Here is an 18,529-nt window from a genome sequence, read left to right as displayed (position 1 = left end):
ATATGTAAAAAACAACAAAACCCTATAAAAATTATAGGGTTTTGTTGTTTAAATGAATTGTACTATATTTAATTTGTTGAAATATTTAGCAACATACCAACAACCACTTTTAGTTGTAACTACTAACACAACTACCACAACCCGTTAAGGGTTGCATATTTTCATATAACCAACTGGGCAAATGCTTTTCGTAACAACAACGTTGTAGCACAATATTCATTCATTATAATTCAAGAAAATATGGAGGTTTTAAAATTTGGCGGTAGCTCTGTAGCCAATGCAAATAATATTCAAAAAGTCATCAACATCATTCAACAAAAAGCCAACAAACAACAAATTATAGTGGTAGTGTCGGCATTAAGTGGCATTACTGATATGCTGTTACAATGTTGTAAAACAGCTGCCAATGGCGATGATAGCTACAAAAGTATTATTCAAGAAATTGAAAGGAGGCATTTAGATACTGTTCGTTTATTGATTGATGTTACACAGCAAAGTAGTGTTCTGAGTTATGTAAAAAAGCAAATGAATGATATTGAAGATGTTTGTAATGGTATTTATTTATTAAAAGAATTATCACTTCGTACAAAAGATAGAATTGCTGGGTATGGTGAATTATTATCTTCAACCATCATTTGTGCTGCTGTAAAAGCACAACATATTGATGCCAATTGGGTTGATAGCGGCAGCCTTATAATTACGAACGACCATTTCGGTAATGCTGCCGTAAACTTTGATAGTACCAATAAAAACATTGAAACATATTTTCAACATAACCAAGCCAAAGTATTTATAGCACCCGGTTTTGTAGCATCAACAAGCAGTGGTTTACCTACAACTTTAGGGAGAGGTGGCTCTGATTATACAGCAGCTATTTTTACTGCAGCCACCAACGCAGCTTGTGTTGAAATTTGGACAGACGTTACTGGCATGATGACGGCCGACCCTCGTTTGGTACCTAATGCAAAAACCATCGCTACACTGTCGTATCAAGAGGCTATGGAGTTATCGCACTTTGGAGCAAAAGTTATTTACCCTCCTACCATACAGCCTGTAATGAATAAGCAAATAAGTGTGTATATAAAAAATACTTTTGCACCTAATGAAACAGGTACACTTATTCAACAAAATAGCAATACGCAAAGTGAAACCATTGTTACAGGTATTTCAAGCATCAATGCGATTACGTTAATAAGTTTAGAAGGCAGCGGCATGGTAGGTATCCCTGGTTTTTCAAAGCGTTTATTTGAAGCATTGGCAGCCGAAAAAATTAATGTAATACTCATTACACAAAGTTCATCAGAACATGCTATTTGTGTAGGCATTAATGAAGCAGATGTTTTGGCTGCAACAAAAGCAATTGATGCTGCATTTGAGATTGAAATGTTACAAAAAAAGATTGACCCTCTCGTTATAGAAAACAATTTGGCCATAGTAGCATTAGTGGGTGATGGTATGAAAAACCACACCGGCATTAGTGGTAAGTTATTTAATGCATTAGGGAAAAATGGTATCAACATCAGGGCTATTGCTCAAGGCTCATCGGAACGTAATATTTCTACAGTGATACAAAAAACAGATGTTAAAAAAGCAATGAATGTTATTCACGAAGCCTTTTTTGAAACCGTATTAAAAGAAATAAATGTGTTTATAGCAGGTGTAGGAAATGTTGGCAGTAAACTGATTGAGCAAATAAAAAAACAACAACCGTTTTTAAGAGACCAACTTCGTATAAAATTAAAAGTAGCAGGCATTGCTAATAGTAAAAAATATATCATCAACGAAGATGGTATTGCGTTAGATGATTGGCAAACAGCGTTGATCAATGGCACCCCGGCTGATATCAATGAATTTAATAATGCTATTATACAACATAATTTACGCAACAGTGTATTTGTAGATGTTACGGCAAATAATACGGTTGCTACAACTTACCCCACATTTTTAGCAAAAGCAATCGCTGTAGTGGCTTGTAATAAAGTGGCTTGTTCTGCTGATTATGCTTCGTACAAAAATTTAAAATTACTTTCTAAAGAATACAACGCACCATTTTTATTTGAAACCAATGTAGGGGCAGGCTTACCTATTATTGGTACCTTAAATGATTTAATTAGCAGTGGCGATAAAATTCATAAAATGGAAGCCGTATTGAGCGGTACATTAAACTTTGTTTTTAATAATTACGATGGTACTAAAAGTTTTGCTGCTGTTGTAAAACAAGCCCAACTAGAAGGCTATACAGAGCCTGATCCACGACTCGATTTAGGAGGTAAAGATGTAATGCGTAAACTGCTTATTTTAGCCAGAGAAAATGGAGATACAATAGAGATGGATGATATCGCTAATCATTCATTTATGCCAGCTGCATGTATGGAAGGAACTGTCGATGATTTTTATAACAGTATGGAACAACATGAACAGCATTTCAAAAACTTGTTAGCCGAAGCTAATACCCAAGGTTGCAAACTTAAATTTGTAGCATCATATAATCAAGGTAAAGCCATTGTAGGCTTACAACATATTAACCCACAACATAATTTATACCATTTATACGGAAAAGATAATGTGGTATTATTTTATACGGAACGATACCCTGTGCAACCCCTAGTAATAAAAGGTGCAGGGGCCGGTGCCGATGTTACCGCATCAGGTATTTTTGCAGACATTATCAGAACTTCAAAATTATAATATGCAACAAAAAAAAGTTACCATACATGCTCCTGCAACTGTTGCTAATTTAGTTTGTGGCTTTGATGTTTTAGGTATGTGCATTGATGCGCCTTTTGATGTAATGGAGGTTGAATTAATAAATACACCTGAAGTGATTATTAAAAACACAGACAGTTACCACTTACCTACTGCACCTCATTTAAATGCAGCAGGTGCTCCTTTGTTAGAATTAATGTTGAGCTTTAATAAACCTATTGGTTTTAAAATAACCAGCAATAAAAATATAAAGCCTGGTAGTGGCTTAGGCTCCAGCGCTGCCAGTGCTGCAGGTGCTGTGGTAGCGGCGAATTATTTATTAGGCAACCCATTTTCAAAAAACGATTTGGTGCGTTTTGCCATGGCAGGCGAAAAAGTTGCTACTGGCATAAAACATGCTGATAATGTAGCACCATGTATTTATGGAGGCGTAACCGTTATAAGAAGCATTTTTCCTTTAGATGTGATAAATATAGATGCGCCACCGCTCTATGTTACCGTAGTACATCCACAAATTGAAATTAAAACAGCTGATGCTCGTCAAATATTAAGAAAAGAAGTCTTACTAAAAGATGCGATTAAACAATGGGGTAATATTGCTGGTTTAGTGGCAGGATTTATGAAAAAAGATGTGAACCTCATTGCCAATAGTTTGGAAGATGTTATTATTGAACCTATTAGAAGTATATTGATTCCAAGGTTTGATGATATAAAACAAGCCTGTAAAAATGCTGGGGCTTTGGGTGGTGGCATTGCAGGTTCAGGACCTTCTATTTTTATGCTGAGTGAAACAAAAGCCATTGCTGATACTGTTGCGCAAGTGATGCAACATACTTATACAGAAATAGGTTTACCTCACTTTACATATGTATCACAAATTAATAATGAAGGTGTAAAAATAATTCAATCGTAAAATGTATGCAGTATTACAGTACCAATAAAAGTGCTCCAAGTGTTGATTTTAAAACAGCTACTATTGCCGGACAAGCTCCCGACAAAGGATTATATTTCCCTGAACATATACCCGTATTTCCGAAAAAAATAATCGAAAATATAGAAGGGTATAGCAATACTGATATTGCATTTGAAGCCATTAAACCATTTGTAGGCAATTGTATTCCTGATGATGTATTGCATAATATAGTAAAAGAAACTATTAACTTCAGCATACCCTTAATGCCAATAAATAATGATATACAATCGCTTGAATTGTTTCATGGACCCACATTGGCTTTTAAAGATGTTGGGGCTCGATTTATGAGCAGGTGTTTGAGTTTTTTCTTGAAAAATGAACAGCAAAAAGTAACAGTATTAGTAGCTACATCTGGCGATACAGGCGGTGCTGTGGCAAATGGCTTTTTCAATGTACCTAATATTGATGTGGTAATTTTATACCCATCGGGTAAAGTAAGTAAAGTACAAGAGCAACAACTCACCACTTTAGGAGGCAATATACATGCGTTAGAAATACAGGGCAATTTTGATGATTGCCAACAGTTAGTAAAAAAAGCTTTTACTGATGCTGATGTTACATCTAAATTATTTTTAACATCTGCCAATTCTATAAATGTAGCCAGATGGTTACCACAACAATTTTATTATTTTTTTGGATATAAACAATGGACTGATAAAAATAATGCACCAGTAATAGCAGTGCCCAGCGGCAATTTCGGTAACATTTGTGCTGGCTTAATTGCACAAGCTAGTGGTTTACCCATTACGCATTTTATTGCAGCATGCAATGCCAATAATACCGTACCCAATTATATGGCCAACCATACATACAAACCCCAAAAAGCCATTGCCACCATATCAAATGCTATGGATGTGGGTGACCCTAGTAATTTTATAAGGATACGCACTTTACTAGCACATGCTGATAAAAATATTCATACTATTTTATCAAGCGAAAGCATCAGCGATAACATAACAAAAGCAACTATCAAAAATGTGTTTGAGCAATTTCATTATTTACTTGATCCACATACAGCAGTGGGATATGCCGCTTTATCAAATTATTTACAACAACATCCTTCAAAAAAAGGAATGGTTATTAGTACAGCACACCCTGTAAAGTTTTATGATGTTGTAACGCCTATTATTGGTCAACCAATTCATTTACCCAGTATAGTTCAATCACAAATGAACGCCATTAAAAAAAGTACGTTGCTGCCCAATGAGTATGATGCTTTAAAAAATTGCTTATTACAATTAATTTAAAAAATGAGGGTAATATCAAAACAATAAAAAAGCTGTAATGCCTTTAAATACCGCATCACAGCTTTTTTATTAAATAGTTTTTATGATTATAAAAACTTTCCTGTATAACTTTCTTTTACTTTTTTAATATCAGCAGGTTTACCAGCAAAAACAACATTACCGCCTTTATCACCTGCTTCCGGACCTAAATCAATTAACCAATCTGCACTTTTTAAAACATCGGTATTATGTTCAATTACCAATATACTATGGCCTTGCTCAACCAATGCATTCATACTAGCTAATAACTTTTTTATATCATGAAAATGTAAACCTGTTGTGGGTTCATCAAATATAAAAAGTATATGACCTTGTGCTTTACCTTTCCCTAAAAACGAAGCTAACTTTACCCTTTGTGCTTCGCCACCACTTAAGGTGTTGGATGATTGGCCTAATTTTACGTACCCCAAACCAACATCACTTAAAGGTTGAATTTTTTTAGCCACATCTGCACCGTTATCACTTGATGTTGTTTTACTTTTTTCAGCATTACCTACAAAAAAAGTAATGGCTTCATCAACACTCATTTCTAATACATCATGTATATTTTTACCCTTGTATTGTACCTCTAGCACTTCTTCTTTAAAACGTTTGCCATTACATACATCGCATACCAAATGTACATCTGCCAAAAACTGCATTTCTACTAATTGTTCACCTTCTCCTTTACAAGCATCACACCTACCAGCATCTACATTAAATGAAAAATGCTTCGGCATAAAACCTCTAATTTTTGCAAGTGGTTGGTTGGCAAACAATTCCCTAATTTCATCATAAGCTTTTATGTAAGTAACAGGGTTACTCCTACTACTTTTACCAATCGGGTTTTGGTCAATCATTTCTAATCGAGTAACCGAATCAATATCGCCAGAAATTTTTCTGTACAACCCAGGCTTATCAGCTGGTTCACCTTTTATTTTTTGTAAAGCCGGGTACAAAATCTGTTTCACTAAAGTAGTTTTACCGCTACCACTTACACCCGACACTGCACACAATACATGTAGTGGAAATTCCACTGTTACGTCTTTTAAATTATTTTGTTTAGCACCTTCAATTTTTATTGATTCATTCCATTTTCGTAAAACCTTGGGTACATCAATGGTTAATGCACCACTTAAATATTGACCAGTTAAACTTTGCTTATTTTTTATAATAGCATCATAATCACCTGCTGCTACTACCTTACCGCCTAAGTGGCTTGCAAACGGGCCCATATCAATTATATGATCAGCTTCTCTCATCATTAATTCATCATGCTCAACTACCACTACCGTATTGCCTAAGTCTCTCAACTCTTTTAAAACCACAATTAGTTTCTCAGTATCTCTACTATGTAAACCAATTGAAGGTTCGTCTAAAATGTACAATGAGTTGGTGAGGTTGCTGCCTAAACTTCTGGTTAATTGTATGCGCTGGCTTTCACCGCCACTGAGTGAGTTGGCTAATCTATTCAATGTTAAATAGCCCAAACCTACATCAATCAACGTTTTTATACGATGCTGTATTTCAATTAAAATACGCTTGGCCACTTGTTCATCAAAAGCACTTAATTGTAGTTTTTGAAACCATACTTGCAAATCCTTTACAGGTATTTCACAAAGTTCACCAATATGTTTACCGCCTACCTTTACATACAAAGCTTCTTTACGTAAGCGATACCCATGGCAATCTGTACACAATGTTCTTCCCCTATACCTGCTTAATAAAACTCGATATTGTACTTTGTATAAATTTTGTTCTACCTCTTTAAAAAAATCATTGATACCTTCTGTATATTGATTGCCTTGCCATAAATCTTTCAATTGTTTTTCTGTAAGATCCATTATTGGCTTGTGTACAGGAAAGTCAAACTTTTTGGCATTGTGTATAAAATTATCTTTCCATAATCCTAATTTTTCACCTCTCCATGGTGATACAGCTCCTTCGTACACACTCAAGCGTTTATCGGGTAAAATCAAATCTTCATCTAACCCTAACACTTGCGAAAACCCTTCACAAGTTGGGCAAGCTCCAAATGGATTATTAAATGAAAATAAATTAGGTACTGGTTCTTCAAACTGTATACCATCTAGCTCAAACTTATTACTAAACTTTAGTGGTTTATCGTCATTCAACTGAACAAACATAGTACCTTCGCCTTCGTAAAATGCTGTATTGGCAGAGTCTGCAATACGGTGAAGATCTTCTTCATCAAAATCTTTTTTTATAAGCCTATCAATTAAAATATAGGCTTCATGTTTCATTTTTTTGGGTAAGCCTTCTTCAATAATATCTTCAATATTTACAATGGCATTATTTACATATAGCCTTGCAAAACCTTTTTGTAATAAAATATTAAGCTCTTCTTTTACATCTCTATTGGCATGGCTTTTAAAAAGTGCTAATATCAATATTTTAGTACCGTCATCGGATTGCTGAATAGCATTAACTACATCAGGAACATCATCTTTTTTAACTTCTCTACCACTAATAGGTGATATGGTTTTACCTGTACGGGCAAATAGCAAACGTAGGTAATCATATAGCTCTGTCATACTACCTACGGTACTTCTGGGCGTACGTGTAATTACTTTTTGCTCAATAGCTATTGCTGGGCATAAGCCCTTAATATAATCTACATCAGGCTTGTTCATCCGTTGCATAAACTGCCTTGCATATGCACTTAAACTTTCAGCATAACGGCGTTGCCCTTCGGCAAACAAAGTATCAATGGTAAGTGATGATTTACCAGAGCCAGAAACCCCTGTAACTACTACTAATTTGTTTCGAGGAATGGTTACAGTAACATTTTGCAGATTATGAACACGAGCACCTTGTATTAAAATATCGTCATTACGATCAATAGCCATTTTTTTGTTCGGTGGCACCGAAGTTGTTTTCAGCATATCATTTTATTAAAATCTTTTACCACATTGCTTTTCAGCATTTTCTACCTACTTATTCGTAACTGTACGATGTAAAATTACGGGCAATTACTGCCTTTTTTAAAATCATTTCGTAATTCTCGAAAATTTTACAAAATTTTTTATCGAAAAATTTGGAATTTCAAAATACTTGTTATATTTACATAACAATAGCCAATTGATTAAAGAGCGAATCGTCTTCCAATCCAAGAGACCATGCCACTTTTTTCTATTGGTAATATTAACCAATTGTCCAAATAGTTCAAAACAAAAAAAATGAAAAACCAAATCCAATTAACGGACCAACAGGTCGTACACATGTACATGAACGGCGAATCCAACGCCATGAACACTTTAATTAGTCGTTACAAAGACAAAATTTTTACTTCCATTTATTTATTAGTTAAAGACAGGTATTTAGCTGAAGACATTTTCCAAGATGTATTCATTAGAATTATTGATACATTAAGAAGTGGACGTTACACCGATGAAGGAAAGTTTTTACCATGGGCCATGAGAATTGCTCATAACTTATGTGTTGATCATTTCAGAAAAATTAAACGCAACCCAACTATCAAAACGAGTGATGATAGAGATATTTTTGAAGTATTAAACTTTTCTGAAGCTGGCGTTGATAGTCGTATTATGAACGAACAAACTTCTGATAAAGTACGCAGAATGATTGATTTGTTACCAGAAGACCAAAGAGAAGTAATTATTTTACGCCACTATGCAGATTTAAGCTTCAAAGAAATTGCAGACCTTACTAATTGCAGTATTAACACAGCCCTTGGCAGAATGCGTTATGGTTTATTAAACCTTCGCAAAATGATGACCGAGAAACAAATAGCTCTATAGCAGTATGATTGATTGATTGATTACAAAGATTCCTGTTTTAAAAAGACAGGAATTTTTGTTTGTAGTAAACTCGTTACTTTGTAAAAAAATGAACATGACTATAAAAATGATGGGATTCCTTTTTTGTTGCATCATTTTAGTACAATGCCATACTGCTCAACATATGCAAAACAACCATACTATATCGCATGCAATTCGTTTAAAACCAGGTGACGACCTACGAACCTCCATTGAGCAATATGTAGCACAACATCATATTGAAGCAGGGTGGTTGGTTACTTGTGCTGGCAGCCTCACCGCATACAATATTCGGTTTGCCAATCAACAAAATGGAAACACCGGAAATGGGCATTTTGAAATTGTGAGTTTAACAGGCACCCTATCAACCAACGGCAGCCATTTACACATTAGCATCAGCGATAGTACAGGCCATACCATTGGCGGCCATTTATTAAAAGGCTGTACCGTGTATACTACAGCAGAAATTGTATTACAAAGCAACCCCAACATGGTATTTAAACGCATGAAAGATGGTACAACCCCTTGGGATGAATTACAAATTGAAAATAAAAATTAATATTTTGGAGCTCAGCTGTTGTTTATAGTGGGGCATTTGTCCCGCTTTTAGCAGTACGCCTCGTTTCGTTCGTTCCTCACTGCACTGTGGGGTACTTTCTGCAATTAGGGCTATGATGGCAACGGTATTGCATTGCTGAACTTTATTTTTAATTACTGTTTCTTATTAAATGTAGTTAAACCATTTTGCAACCATAATAAATACTCTTTGGCTGATGGTGTATAACCTGTAGGTACATTTAATAATTTTTCGTTGGTATCAACAATAGCATAATATGGTTGTGCATTATTTTTAAAATTTTCTGTTTCAAACAACGACCATTTATCGCCTACCGTTGTTACCTTCCTTTTACTACCATCTTTACTAGTATATGTAAACCTTTTTTCAATAGGCAACTGTTTTTTATCATCAACATACAACGATACTATAATGAAATGTTGCTTTAACAATTCAAACACTTCTCTGTCGCTCCATACATTTTCTTCCATACGCCTGCAATTCACACAAGCATAACCGGTAAAATCTATAAGCATTGGTTTGTTTTGTTCTTTAGCCATACGCAACCCTTCTTCATAATCTTTAGTACAATTAAGGTTTAATACACAATCACTTTTACCAGCATACACACTGTAATACAATGGCGGCGGAAACCCACTAATAAGTTTTAAATTAGCGTAAGCGGTGTTGGTTAAACCTGGCACTAAATACATTGTAAAAAAAGCTACTAAGGTGCCCAATAACATGCGAACGACAGGTACTTTTTTTAACTTCATTTCATGCTTAAAACGTATAATATCAAATAAGTAAAGCGATAGCAAAACACCGATTACAATCCAAATTCCAATAAAAATTTCACGTTTTAATAAACCCCAGTGTTTTACTAAATCAGCATTCGACAAAAATTTAAATGCCAAAGCCAATTCTAAAAAGCCCAACACCACTTTAACGGTGGTAAGCCAACCACCACTTTTTGGTAACGACTTTAATAAACCAGGAAACAAAGCAAACAAAGCAAAAGGCAATGCTAAGGCCAAGCCAAAGCCGCCCATACCAGCAGTTAATTGCATAGCACCACCATCTGCCGTTAAAGAGCCAGCTAACAATGAGCCTAAAATGGGACCAGTACACGAAAATGACACCAATGCCAATGTTAACGCCATAAAAAATATACCGATGATATTACCAGCACCAGCTTTACTATCTGTTTTATTAGTGAACGATGATGGTAATGTAATTTCATACAACCCAAAAAATGATAAGGCAAACACAATAAAAATCACAAAAAACACCACATTTAAGGTAACATTGGTTGATATGTTATTGAGTATATCAGGGTTCAGTTTATCAATAAAATGAAAAGGAACACTGAGCAACACATAAATAAAAAATATAAAAAAGCCGTATAAAAATGCATTGCGTATACCGGCTTGTCTTGTTTCAGATTTTTTTGTAAAAAACGACACCGTTAGTGGTATCATTGGAAATACACATGGCGTAAGTAAAGCCACCAAACCACCTGCAAACCCTAACAAAAACAATGCGAATAAGCCTGTTTGCGATTCGGTTTTATTTGCCGTTGCAGTTGCAGTAGCATACGTATCAACAGGTTGTTCTATATTTATTGTGGGTATTAAAATTCTATTTGATGTTACAACATTATTTTTTGAGGCATCAGTATTTACAATAAGCGATTGCGTTTCTGTTATAAAAGCTTCGTTACTGCCTAATTCGTAAGAAAGCTTTAAAGCAATAGCTGTTAATGGTTTTGTTGCTGTTACTTGCTGCTCTATTACCACACTATCAGTAACTGTGTATAAATTGGCAAAGGGCAGTACATCTTTTGCTGCAATAGTTCCTTTGGTAATAATATTGGGCGCCATAAAATTAGCGGTGCTATCTTCACTTATTATGGTAATACCTTCTAAAGATGCTTCAGTATTGGCTTTTGTGTATACATGCCAACCTTTTTGTATGGTGCCCACCAACTTAACTGTGTAGTTAGTAGCATCCTTTTTTTGTATGGCAGCGGTCCATTTTACTTGAACACTATCTTGTGCAAATGTGGTGTTTATTACACTAAAAAAAATAATGAAAAGTAAAGTGTATTTTAATTGCAAGCGCATGGTAACATTTTTTATAAAAAAAGGCTGTTCCATTATTGAAGCAACCTTTTAATATTTTATAATTTGAAATGATATCAATTATGATTTAGGATCTATCTTGATCGAGAATGGTACATCTTTAGGAGGTAAACATTTTTTATCGTTACAAACCATGTATGTAACAGTACCTTTAGCAATAGTACTTATGGGTGATTTTAGTTTTACCTTTTGTATAAAATCAACTTTATTGCCATAAAACTGCAGGGTTGAGTTAAAATTTTTATCGAATTGCTTCTCTAACTTACCTATTTCAGTAACAGCCCCTTCTAATTTTATAATAGGGTTTTTCGCAAACGAAAATGCTGTAGGCTCAGGCCCCTCACCTGCTACTTGCGCATATATATGCCACTTGGGCTCAAGCACGGCTGTCATGTGTAGTTCGTACACATCAGCTTTCACTTTTTTAGCAGTGTAAGTCCATTTTACGGGGTTTTCAATTTGGGCATTTACGCTAATGGCTAAGGTAGTAACCAATAAAAACAGTATTATTTTTTTCATATAATGTATGTTTAAACATTGTAATGCTGCTTAGTAAATTTAGTGGTACTAAAAAATAACAATAAATAAGGCAACTTTCTATGCAAAGTTATAATGTTGTAGCATTAATACGTTGTTAAAACGATTTCCTAACAACCGCTCAAAAAAAATTATGCAATAATGTTTTGTGCTATAACACCTAATAAGGTTTCAAATACTTGCACACCATCTTGATTACCAAGGGCAGCATTGCAAGCTCTTTCGGGGTGAGGCATCATGCCAAACACATTGCCTTGTGCATTTTTGATACCTGCAATATTATTGGTAGTGCCATTGGGGTTACTTTGCTCGTTTACATTACCTGCAGCATCGCAATAACGATAAATTACTTGATGGTTGGCTTCAATAGCAGCCAACACATCAGGCGCTGCATAAAACCTACCTTCGCCATGTGCAATAGGTATCATTAAAGGTGTTGCCGAAGCGTCATTTGTATTTTTAATGTATACATTTTTACAAACAAATTGTTGGTTGGCATTGGCTAATAAAACACCCGGTAATAAACCACTTTCGCACAAAATTTGGAAACCATTACACACACCCAACACTTTACCACCTTTATTTGCAAATGCAATAACACTTTGCATCATTGGGCTAAAACGAGCAATGGCACCACAACGTAAGTAATCGCCATAACTAAAACCACCGGGCAACACAATACAATCATTGGTTGTAAAGCTTGCTATATCACTATCTTTATGCCATAAAGCCACTACTTCTTGTTGTAAATCATGCTGCAAAGCATCTAACATATCTCTATCGCAATTGGAACCGGGGAATATAACTACACCAAATTTCATGGAAGCATTGTTTAATTATTGCAAAAATACTGCATTTATTTATTGCTACTTTTTTTAAGATAGAAAGTAATACAGATAATATAAACATGAAATGATTAACCAACACTTTTTTGGAAACGCTAGCGCAAGGGATTGCAGCGGCTACCCCACAGCTGAAGCCTTGTGGGTAGGCTTGTGGCGAGGCGTAGTAGCGTAAAGCCCGACCCTTTGCCAACAATGGTAGCTACTTGATATAATTGAAGAAATACTTACGAAATTTTGCAGCAGCAAAGGGTTGCGCCACTATTTATTAAAAAATTGAACTGCTAAGTAAATGCCTACAAAACTCCAATGTAATAAAAATGGCAGCCATTTTTTTTGAGGATAAAAAAAGCTAGCTGCAACCACTGGCGCTAAGGGTACTGCCAACAAAATGAAATAAGTAAAGTTTACCCCAGCATTTAATAGTGGTACAATAGCAGCTACAAAAATGTATAAAAATAACAACTGCCAACTTTTACGAGTTTGCACAACTTGCCTACGCATGTTAGCATTTATAAAATATAACCCCATTATTACGGATAATGATAGTATGATACCTGCTACTATATACCACTTACTGTTACTAATATGTGGCAATGAAAAGTGAAACCCGGGGTATTTATAAGTGCTCCATTTGTTATTTATAAATAAGTATGATGCAAAAAAGTATATAGGAGTGATGATACCTAACAAACCTAATAACCACTCTTGTAACCTAAATGGCCGAGCTATACCAATACCTATTATAATTAATAGCAAAAAGCATACTGAGGGAAAATAAAAAAATGCTGCAATACCAGTTGCTAAACCAATATTAAAAATGCTTGTTTTAGGGTTAGGGTTATTGTACAATGTGCAAAGGCGACCCCAAATCCAGATTAAAATGGTATTTACAATTAACGGTGCAGATAGTGTAAACCATTCACTAAATATGGAGGTGATGAGTAAATAACTCATTCCGGTTAAATAATTGTGCTGTTTTAGTAATCGTTGTCCGTTTACAATGCTATTAAAACTTATTGCTTGAATAAAGAGTAGTAAAAAAGTAATGACGCCATAAAAACTCGAAAACCCTTTACCAATAGGCGCTATTGCATTAAGTAATAATTTATAAAAAATACCATCAAGCGGTTGTAATTGTGGCATTTGCCCATGTATAAATAATGGCAGTTTTAATAAAATGGCATATACAAATAAGAGTGCATTGCCAGATGGATTATTGGCTTTAAATATGCCCGTCACGCTACTAAAAATTATATTGATAAAAATGCAAAGCTAAAAATCAATTTTTGCAAATGCAATATTGTTTCTTACGGTACAAGGTACAATCATTTGGCGATAGCCTGTTTGGCGTGCTAACCTTGGCATAAAATTGTAGCCATTTTCCCTACTTTTTAAGGTAGCATACCTAATAATAGTACCATCTGCCTGCAAGGCTTGACAGCTTAAAATTTGACGGTTATTATCTTTTTGTAAAAATAAAAAATAGATTTCGGCCCCTGCGTTCATGTTAGCAAATGATAAAAAGTTATCAGTTTCAACATCGCTAGTAGTTTTATTAATGATGCTGTTCCATTGCATTTGCAAATTTTTATTAAAGCTAAAATTTATTACATCATTATAATTGTAGATGATATCTCTATTACTACCATCATTATAAGGCCTGTAATAACCGTAATAACCTCTGTTGTACAAATAATAATCAGACGGCGATGCATAAAATTGGTTGTAAGGGTTTCGATAATAATATCGATCATCAAACCCACTACCAAAGCGCCTGCGGCGATAATACTCTTCTGTAATAGCGATAAAGCCACCGTCTTTTCTTAATATAATATTACGGAGTTGAAAATCATCGAAGGCAGAACGCCAATCGGGCTTACCAGATAGTTTTGAGCGTACACTATCATCAAAAATATTTATAGCTTTATTTTCAATGGTAAAATTTGATTGATTAATAACTGCTGTAAATAACCCTTCTACATTTCCATTATTTTTTTTGTACAAAAAAGTATTGATAACATAGTGAGCATTTAGGTTATCTATTTTAATGTTAGGCTCTTGTATTAAGCGATCATCAAGTGGTATTGCAGTTGTAAAAAGTGTATCGTTATAGAGTTTTTTAAAATGTAATGCTAATGTATTAATATACTCCTCACGTGCATTTTCTTTTACTTTAAAGAAGATGATATTACCAGCATTATCAATTTGTAATTCACCAAAATCTTCTCTGCGGTTGTTATATGATAATAGTTTACGGGAACTATCCAATAAAATTAATTGATCGTTATAAACTTTAGTAGTTAAGTTAAAGTCATCATTTTTATTTTGTGTTTTATAGAGCAGGAGTTTCTTTTTGTCTTCACTCCATGTAAAGTGATAGTATACACTGTTTGAAAAGAAACCTAATTTAGTAGTATCTAAATCTTGTACCGTTCCAATTAATTGTCCATTACCATCCATTTTAGCCGCTTTACAATAAAACACATTTCCTTTTTGAAATTGCCATACCATAATAAAAGCGTTGGGGTAGGTAACAAAATCAATGTTATTCGTTTTATCAGAAATAAAATCAAGTTTGATGTTATCTTTAATGGTCATGTCGTTATTGTAAATGGTAATATCCTGCCTTTTATTAAGGTTTTTATACACCAAATAATTGCCCGAAAAATTTCCCAGTATTTCAAAATTCAAATTTCTACCATCAGCTTTCTCAATTTCTGAGTAAGTGATATTTTGAGCCTTTACAACAGCCGAACTACACATACAAATTAATGCAACTATAAATCTACCTGCCTTCATACTATTTATTTTGTGGTAATACTGTACCAATGATATTATAAAAGTTCAATTATTATTTGAAATGACATTTTAAACAAAATAAAAATCTTTCAATATAACTGCTTTATAAAATTACGAATTAAATGAAGTACTAAATGTTTAAATAATTACAATTTTGGCTACCAATTTGTTAGATAACTTTGTAATACTAAAATTTAATTTATGCGAACGATATTGGTTACAGGCGGCACCGGTTTGGTTGGTACAGCATTAATAAAACATTTAACAGAAAAACACTATAAAGTAATTATTTTAACAAGAAGCTTGAAAGATAAAGTGGCTACTGCAAATGTGAGTTATGCCTTGTGGGATGTTAACAATAATAGTATAGATGAAAATGCTGTAACCAATGCTGATGCGATTTTTCATTTAGCAGGTGCAGGTGTAATGGATAAAAAATGGACACCTGAATACAAAAAGGTGATTGAAGAAAGCAGAACAAAAAGTAGTGCACTATTAGTAAATACTTTAAAGCGCATTAATCATCATGTAAAAGTTATTGTAAGTTCATCAGCTATTGGCTGGTATGGACCAGATATTAAACCCCATCATTTTTTTACAGAAGATGAACCTGCTGATGCAGCTTATTTAGGAAAAGTTTGCGATGCTTGGGAAAAAAGTATTGGTGAAGCCAGTACTTTAGGCATAAGGGTTTGTAAATTAAGAACCGGTATTGTTTTAAGCAAAAAAGGTGGTGCTTATGCTGAATTTAGAATGCCTCTAAAATTTGGTGTAGCCAGTATTTTAGGTGATGGTAAACAAATGGTAAGTTGGATACATATAGATGATTTGTGTAAGCAATTTATTTTTGCTTTAGAAAACGACCACATGGAAGGAAGCTACAATGCTGTAGCACCAAAGCCCGTAAATAATAAAACCCTCACTTTAGCCATTGCTAAAAAAGTGAAAGGTTCATTTTACATTCCATTACATGTGCCCACTTTTGTTTTAAAACTTATGTTGGGCCAGCGTAGTATCGAGATTTTAAAAAGTGCTACGGTGAGTGCTCAAAAAATACAGCAACAAGGTTATACGTTTTTGTATAATGATATTAATACTGCGGTTGCTGCAATAGAAAATGAAGCATAATACATACCAACGCTGCTTATAAATCAGCGTTGGTATATTTTTTACGACTCCATACAACAAATAAAACAATGTAAAAAATAGCGAAAGCTACTACCAACCAAGTATAATCAGTAGGTAAAACTGATTTTGCCATGGTTTTTAATGGGTTTTCGGGGAAGGTTAGTAAACCATCAGAAGCATTTAATGGTAAATAATCACCTACACTACCTAAATCAGCACCCGTATCTTTTTTCAATTTTATACTGCCAATATCAAGCATTTGTGAAACAAAATTTTCTAGCACCACATAAATCATATAAAGACCAATAGCAAAGCCTGTCTTTTTAATAATCACAGAAATTAATACAGCGAATAAACAATAGGTTAATGCTTTTAAAAAGAAAAAGCCAACGTGAGAAACGCCATTTAAACCAAAGCTAGTACCTGATGCAAACCCAAAACCTAAAGCAGTTAATATTACTAAAATAGTACTTACTACAGCAAATAAAAGAGCCAAAACTAGTTTTACTGAAATAAACTCATGCCTACTCCAACCATCAATAATATTTTGGCGATTGGTTTTAAAAGTATACTCATTTGTAATGATGATGATGAGCAACATTGCAGGTAATATGATTAAAAAACCGGTTGCATAGCTAGTGGTTTGCCAAGTATTATTAAAACTATATGGCGAAAATGAAAGCATTTGTGCACCTTCACTTTTACCGATCACATTTTTATTAAAAATATACACTAGGTAATTTGTAAGTATGACTCCTACTACAAAAAATATAGCTAATACTTTAAAAGCGCCATAATGCTTTAGTTTTAACCATTCAATTGATAATAATTTTTTCATTGTATACGTTCAGTTAGTTGTTGGTGAGTTGTAAAAATTTACTTTCGAAATTGCTTTTCTTTAATTGTAAATGCGATAGCACAATACCTTTTTCAAAACAATATTGATTGATTGCTGCTAAATCAACCGTACCTGCGGTAAAAGCAACTTCAACCATGCCATTTAATATAGTGGCTTGCTGAGCGGTGGGATATTGTGAAACAATATTTAACAAAGCATCTATTGATGATGATGCTAGTTGTACAATATCATTACCTGCAAATACTTCTTTTACAGGGCCTGATGTTAGTAACGTACCTTGTTTTAAAATAGCTACATGCGTACATACCTTTTCAACCTCATCTAACAAATGGCTGGCCATTATAATGGTTTTACCTTGTGCTGATAAGTTTTTAATAAGTGTTCTTATTTCAGCAATACCTACAGGGTCTAAACCATTGGTAGGTTCATCAAAAACCAATACATCAGGGTTACCTAATAAAGCTGCACCAATAGCTAGGCGTTGTTTCATACCTAATGAGTAACTACTAAAAGGCGAATCTTTACGTTTTAATAAATCAACGGTTGCTAATACATGCTCAATATCATCTGTACCTAAACCTTTAATAGCAGCTGTAATTTTCAAATTTTGTACAGCCGATAAATAATGATAAAAATTAGGTGTTTCTAATAATGTTCCAATCTTTTTGCGGTGTGCATCGGTTGCAGGTTCACCAAACAATTGGTATGAACCACTACTTGCTTTTAGCACATTCATAATGATACCTAACAGCGTTGTTTTACCACTACCATTAGGGCCTAATATGCCGTAAACACAGCTATTGGGTACTTTAAAACTTACACCTTTTAAAGCTGCTATTTTGCCGTAATTCTTTTTTAAATTATCAACCGAAAGTATAGCCATTCGAAATATTTTGCTGTAAAGAAATGATTAACTT

14 protein-coding genes are annotated in these 18,529 nt (G+C 34.2%); 6 read left to right on the top strand and 8 right to left on the bottom strand.

Annotated elements, in window-relative coordinates; translation table 11 throughout:
- The first annotated feature begins 240 nt into the window (after positions 1 to 240).
- From thrA to thrC, 3 genes are read left to right on the top strand one after another with little or no spacing between them, the layout of a single operon-like run.
- Positions 241 to 2,688, top strand: a complete 2,448-nt coding sequence (gene thrA, locus ACFOWM_RS11260) for a bifunctional aspartate kinase/homoserine dehydrogenase I (protein ID WP_379710048.1) — start codon at positions 241 to 243, stop codon at positions 2,686 to 2,688.
- A gap of 1 nt (position 2,689) precedes the next feature.
- The gene (locus tag ACFOWM_RS11255) at positions 2,690 to 3,619 is read left to right on the top strand and encodes a homoserine kinase (protein ID WP_379710045.1); all 930 of its coding nucleotides are present in this window, start codon (positions 2,690 to 2,692) and stop codon (positions 3,617 to 3,619) included.
- 5 nt (positions 3,620 to 3,624) lie between these two features.
- A complete protein-coding gene (thrC, locus tag ACFOWM_RS11250) occupies positions 3,625 to 4,926 on the top strand; it encodes a threonine synthase (RefSeq protein ID WP_379710041.1) in 1,302 nt (433 codons plus the stop codon).
- An 86-nt stretch (positions 4,927 to 5,012) separates the two neighbouring features.
- On the opposite strand, the gene uvrA is transcribed toward thrC, so the two are convergent.
- Complete coding sequence (gene uvrA, locus ACFOWM_RS11245) at positions 5,013 to 7,850, bottom strand: excinuclease ABC subunit UvrA (RefSeq protein ID WP_379710038.1); 2,838 nt, start codon at positions 7,848 to 7,850, stop codon at positions 5,013 to 5,015.
- Positions 7,851 to 8,186: 336 nt separating this feature from the next.
- On the opposite strand from uvrA, the gene ACFOWM_RS11240 reads away from it, so the two are divergent.
- Both ACFOWM_RS11240 and ACFOWM_RS11235 read left to right on the top strand, forming a co-directional pair.
- Complete coding sequence (locus ACFOWM_RS11240) at positions 8,187 to 8,726, top strand: RNA polymerase sigma factor (protein ID WP_449267378.1); 540 nt, start codon at positions 8,187 to 8,189, stop codon at positions 8,724 to 8,726.
- A 163-nt stretch (positions 8,727 to 8,889) separates the two neighbouring features.
- A complete protein-coding gene (locus tag ACFOWM_RS11235) occupies positions 8,890 to 9,303 on the top strand; it encodes a PPC domain-containing DNA-binding protein (RefSeq protein WP_379710036.1) in 414 nt (137 codons plus the stop codon).
- Between the two features lie 152 nt (positions 9,304 to 9,455).
- Here the strand turns inward: ACFOWM_RS11235 and ACFOWM_RS11230 are convergent, their stop codons facing one another.
- From ACFOWM_RS11230 to ACFOWM_RS11210, 5 genes are all read right to left on the bottom strand, one after another.
- Positions 9,456 to 11,459: a protein-disulfide reductase DsbD family protein gene (locus ACFOWM_RS11230; protein ID WP_379710034.1), complete on the bottom strand. Its 2,004-nt coding sequence runs from the start codon at positions 11,457 to 11,459 to the stop codon at positions 9,456 to 9,458.
- 45 nt (positions 11,460 to 11,504) lie between these two features.
- Positions 11,505 to 11,963 (bottom strand): protein-disulfide reductase DsbD domain-containing protein, encoded by a 459-nt coding sequence (locus ACFOWM_RS11225; protein WP_379710032.1) that lies wholly within the window; start codon positions 11,961 to 11,963, stop codon positions 11,505 to 11,507.
- Between the two features lie 149 nt (positions 11,964 to 12,112).
- The gene (gene purQ / locus ACFOWM_RS11220) at positions 12,113 to 12,802 is read right to left on the bottom strand and encodes a phosphoribosylformylglycinamidine synthase subunit PurQ (protein ID WP_379710029.1); all 690 of its coding nucleotides are present in this window, start codon (positions 12,800 to 12,802) and stop codon (positions 12,113 to 12,115) included.
- A 282-nt stretch (positions 12,803 to 13,084) separates the two neighbouring features.
- Positions 13,085 to 14,065: a DUF6427 family protein gene (locus tag ACFOWM_RS11215; protein WP_379710027.1), complete on the bottom strand. Its 981-nt coding sequence runs from the start codon at positions 14,063 to 14,065 to the stop codon at positions 13,085 to 13,087.
- Between the two features lie 33 nt (positions 14,066 to 14,098).
- On the bottom strand, positions 14,099 to 15,625 hold the full coding sequence (locus ACFOWM_RS11210; RefSeq protein WP_379710025.1) for a hypothetical protein: 1,527 nt from the start codon (positions 15,623 to 15,625) through the stop codon (positions 14,099 to 14,101).
- Between the two features lie 201 nt (positions 15,626 to 15,826).
- Between ACFOWM_RS11210 and ACFOWM_RS11205 the strand changes: the two genes are divergently transcribed.
- Positions 15,827 to 16,753, top strand: a complete 927-nt coding sequence (locus ACFOWM_RS11205; RefSeq protein WP_379710023.1) for a TIGR01777 family oxidoreductase — start codon at positions 15,827 to 15,829, stop codon at positions 16,751 to 16,753.
- A gap of 16 nt (positions 16,754 to 16,769) precedes the next feature.
- Here the strand turns inward: ACFOWM_RS11205 and ACFOWM_RS11200 are convergent, their stop codons facing one another.
- Complete coding sequence (locus ACFOWM_RS11200; protein WP_379710020.1) at positions 16,770 to 17,591, bottom strand: ABC transporter permease; 822 nt, start codon at positions 17,589 to 17,591, stop codon at positions 16,770 to 16,772.
- A gap of 13 nt (positions 17,592 to 17,604) precedes the next feature.
- Positions 17,605 to 18,495: an ABC transporter ATP-binding protein gene (locus ACFOWM_RS11195; RefSeq protein WP_379710018.1), complete on the bottom strand. Its 891-nt coding sequence runs from the start codon at positions 18,493 to 18,495 to the stop codon at positions 17,605 to 17,607.
- Between the last annotated feature and the right edge of the window lie 34 nt (positions 18,496 to 18,529).

The sequence above is a fragment of the Ferruginibacter yonginensis genome (genome assembly GCF_042651465.1).
Taxonomy (GTDB): domain Bacteria; phylum Bacteroidota; class Bacteroidia; order Chitinophagales; family Chitinophagaceae; genus Ferruginibacter; species Ferruginibacter yonginensis.
Note: the sequence above shows the minus strand (reverse complement) of the source record. Positions and strands in the feature narration are given on the sequence as shown.

Bases quoted from the DNA above. Each gene is read 5' to 3' on its own strand.
- ACFOWM_RS11200 (WP_379710020.1), bottom strand. From the start codon at position 17,591: ATGAAAAAATTATTATCAATTGAATGGTTAAAACTAAAGCATTATGGC.
- uvrA (WP_379710038.1), bottom strand. From the start codon at position 7,850: ATGCTGAAAACAACTTCGGTGCCACCGAACAAAAAAATGGCTATTGAT.
- ACFOWM_RS11230 (WP_379710034.1), bottom strand. From the start codon at position 11,459: ATGGAACAGCCTTTTTTTATAAAAAATGTTACCATGCGCTTGCAATTA.
- ACFOWM_RS11255 (WP_379710045.1), top strand. From the start codon at position 2,690: ATGCAACAAAAAAAAGTTACCATACATGCTCCTGCAACTGTTGCTAAT.
- thrA (WP_379710048.1), top strand. From the start codon at position 241: ATGGAGGTTTTAAAATTTGGCGGTAGCTCTGTAGCCAATGCAAATAAT.
- ACFOWM_RS11195 (WP_379710018.1), bottom strand. From the start codon at position 18,495: ATGGCTATACTTTCGGTTGATAATTTAAAAAAGAATTACGGCAAAATA.
- ACFOWM_RS11205 (WP_379710023.1), top strand. From the start codon at position 15,827: ATGCGAACGATATTGGTTACAGGCGGCACCGGTTTGGTTGGTACAGCA.
- ACFOWM_RS11210 (WP_379710025.1), bottom strand. From the start codon at position 15,625: ATGAAGGCAGGTAGATTTATAGTTGCATTAATTTGTATGTGTAGTTCG.
- ACFOWM_RS11225 (WP_379710032.1), bottom strand. From the start codon at position 11,963: ATGAAAAAAATAATACTGTTTTTATTGGTTACTACCTTAGCCATTAGC.
- ACFOWM_RS11235 (WP_379710036.1), top strand. From the start codon at position 8,890: ATGCAAAACAACCATACTATATCGCATGCAATTCGTTTAAAACCAGGT.
- purQ (WP_379710029.1), bottom strand. From the start codon at position 12,802: ATGAAATTTGGTGTAGTTATATTCCCCGGTTCCAATTGCGATAGAGAT.
- ACFOWM_RS11240 (WP_449267378.1), top strand. From the start codon at position 8,187: ATGTACATGAACGGCGAATCCAACGCCATGAACACTTTAATTAGTCGT.
- thrC (WP_379710041.1), top strand. From the start codon at position 3,625: ATGCAGTATTACAGTACCAATAAAAGTGCTCCAAGTGTTGATTTTAAA.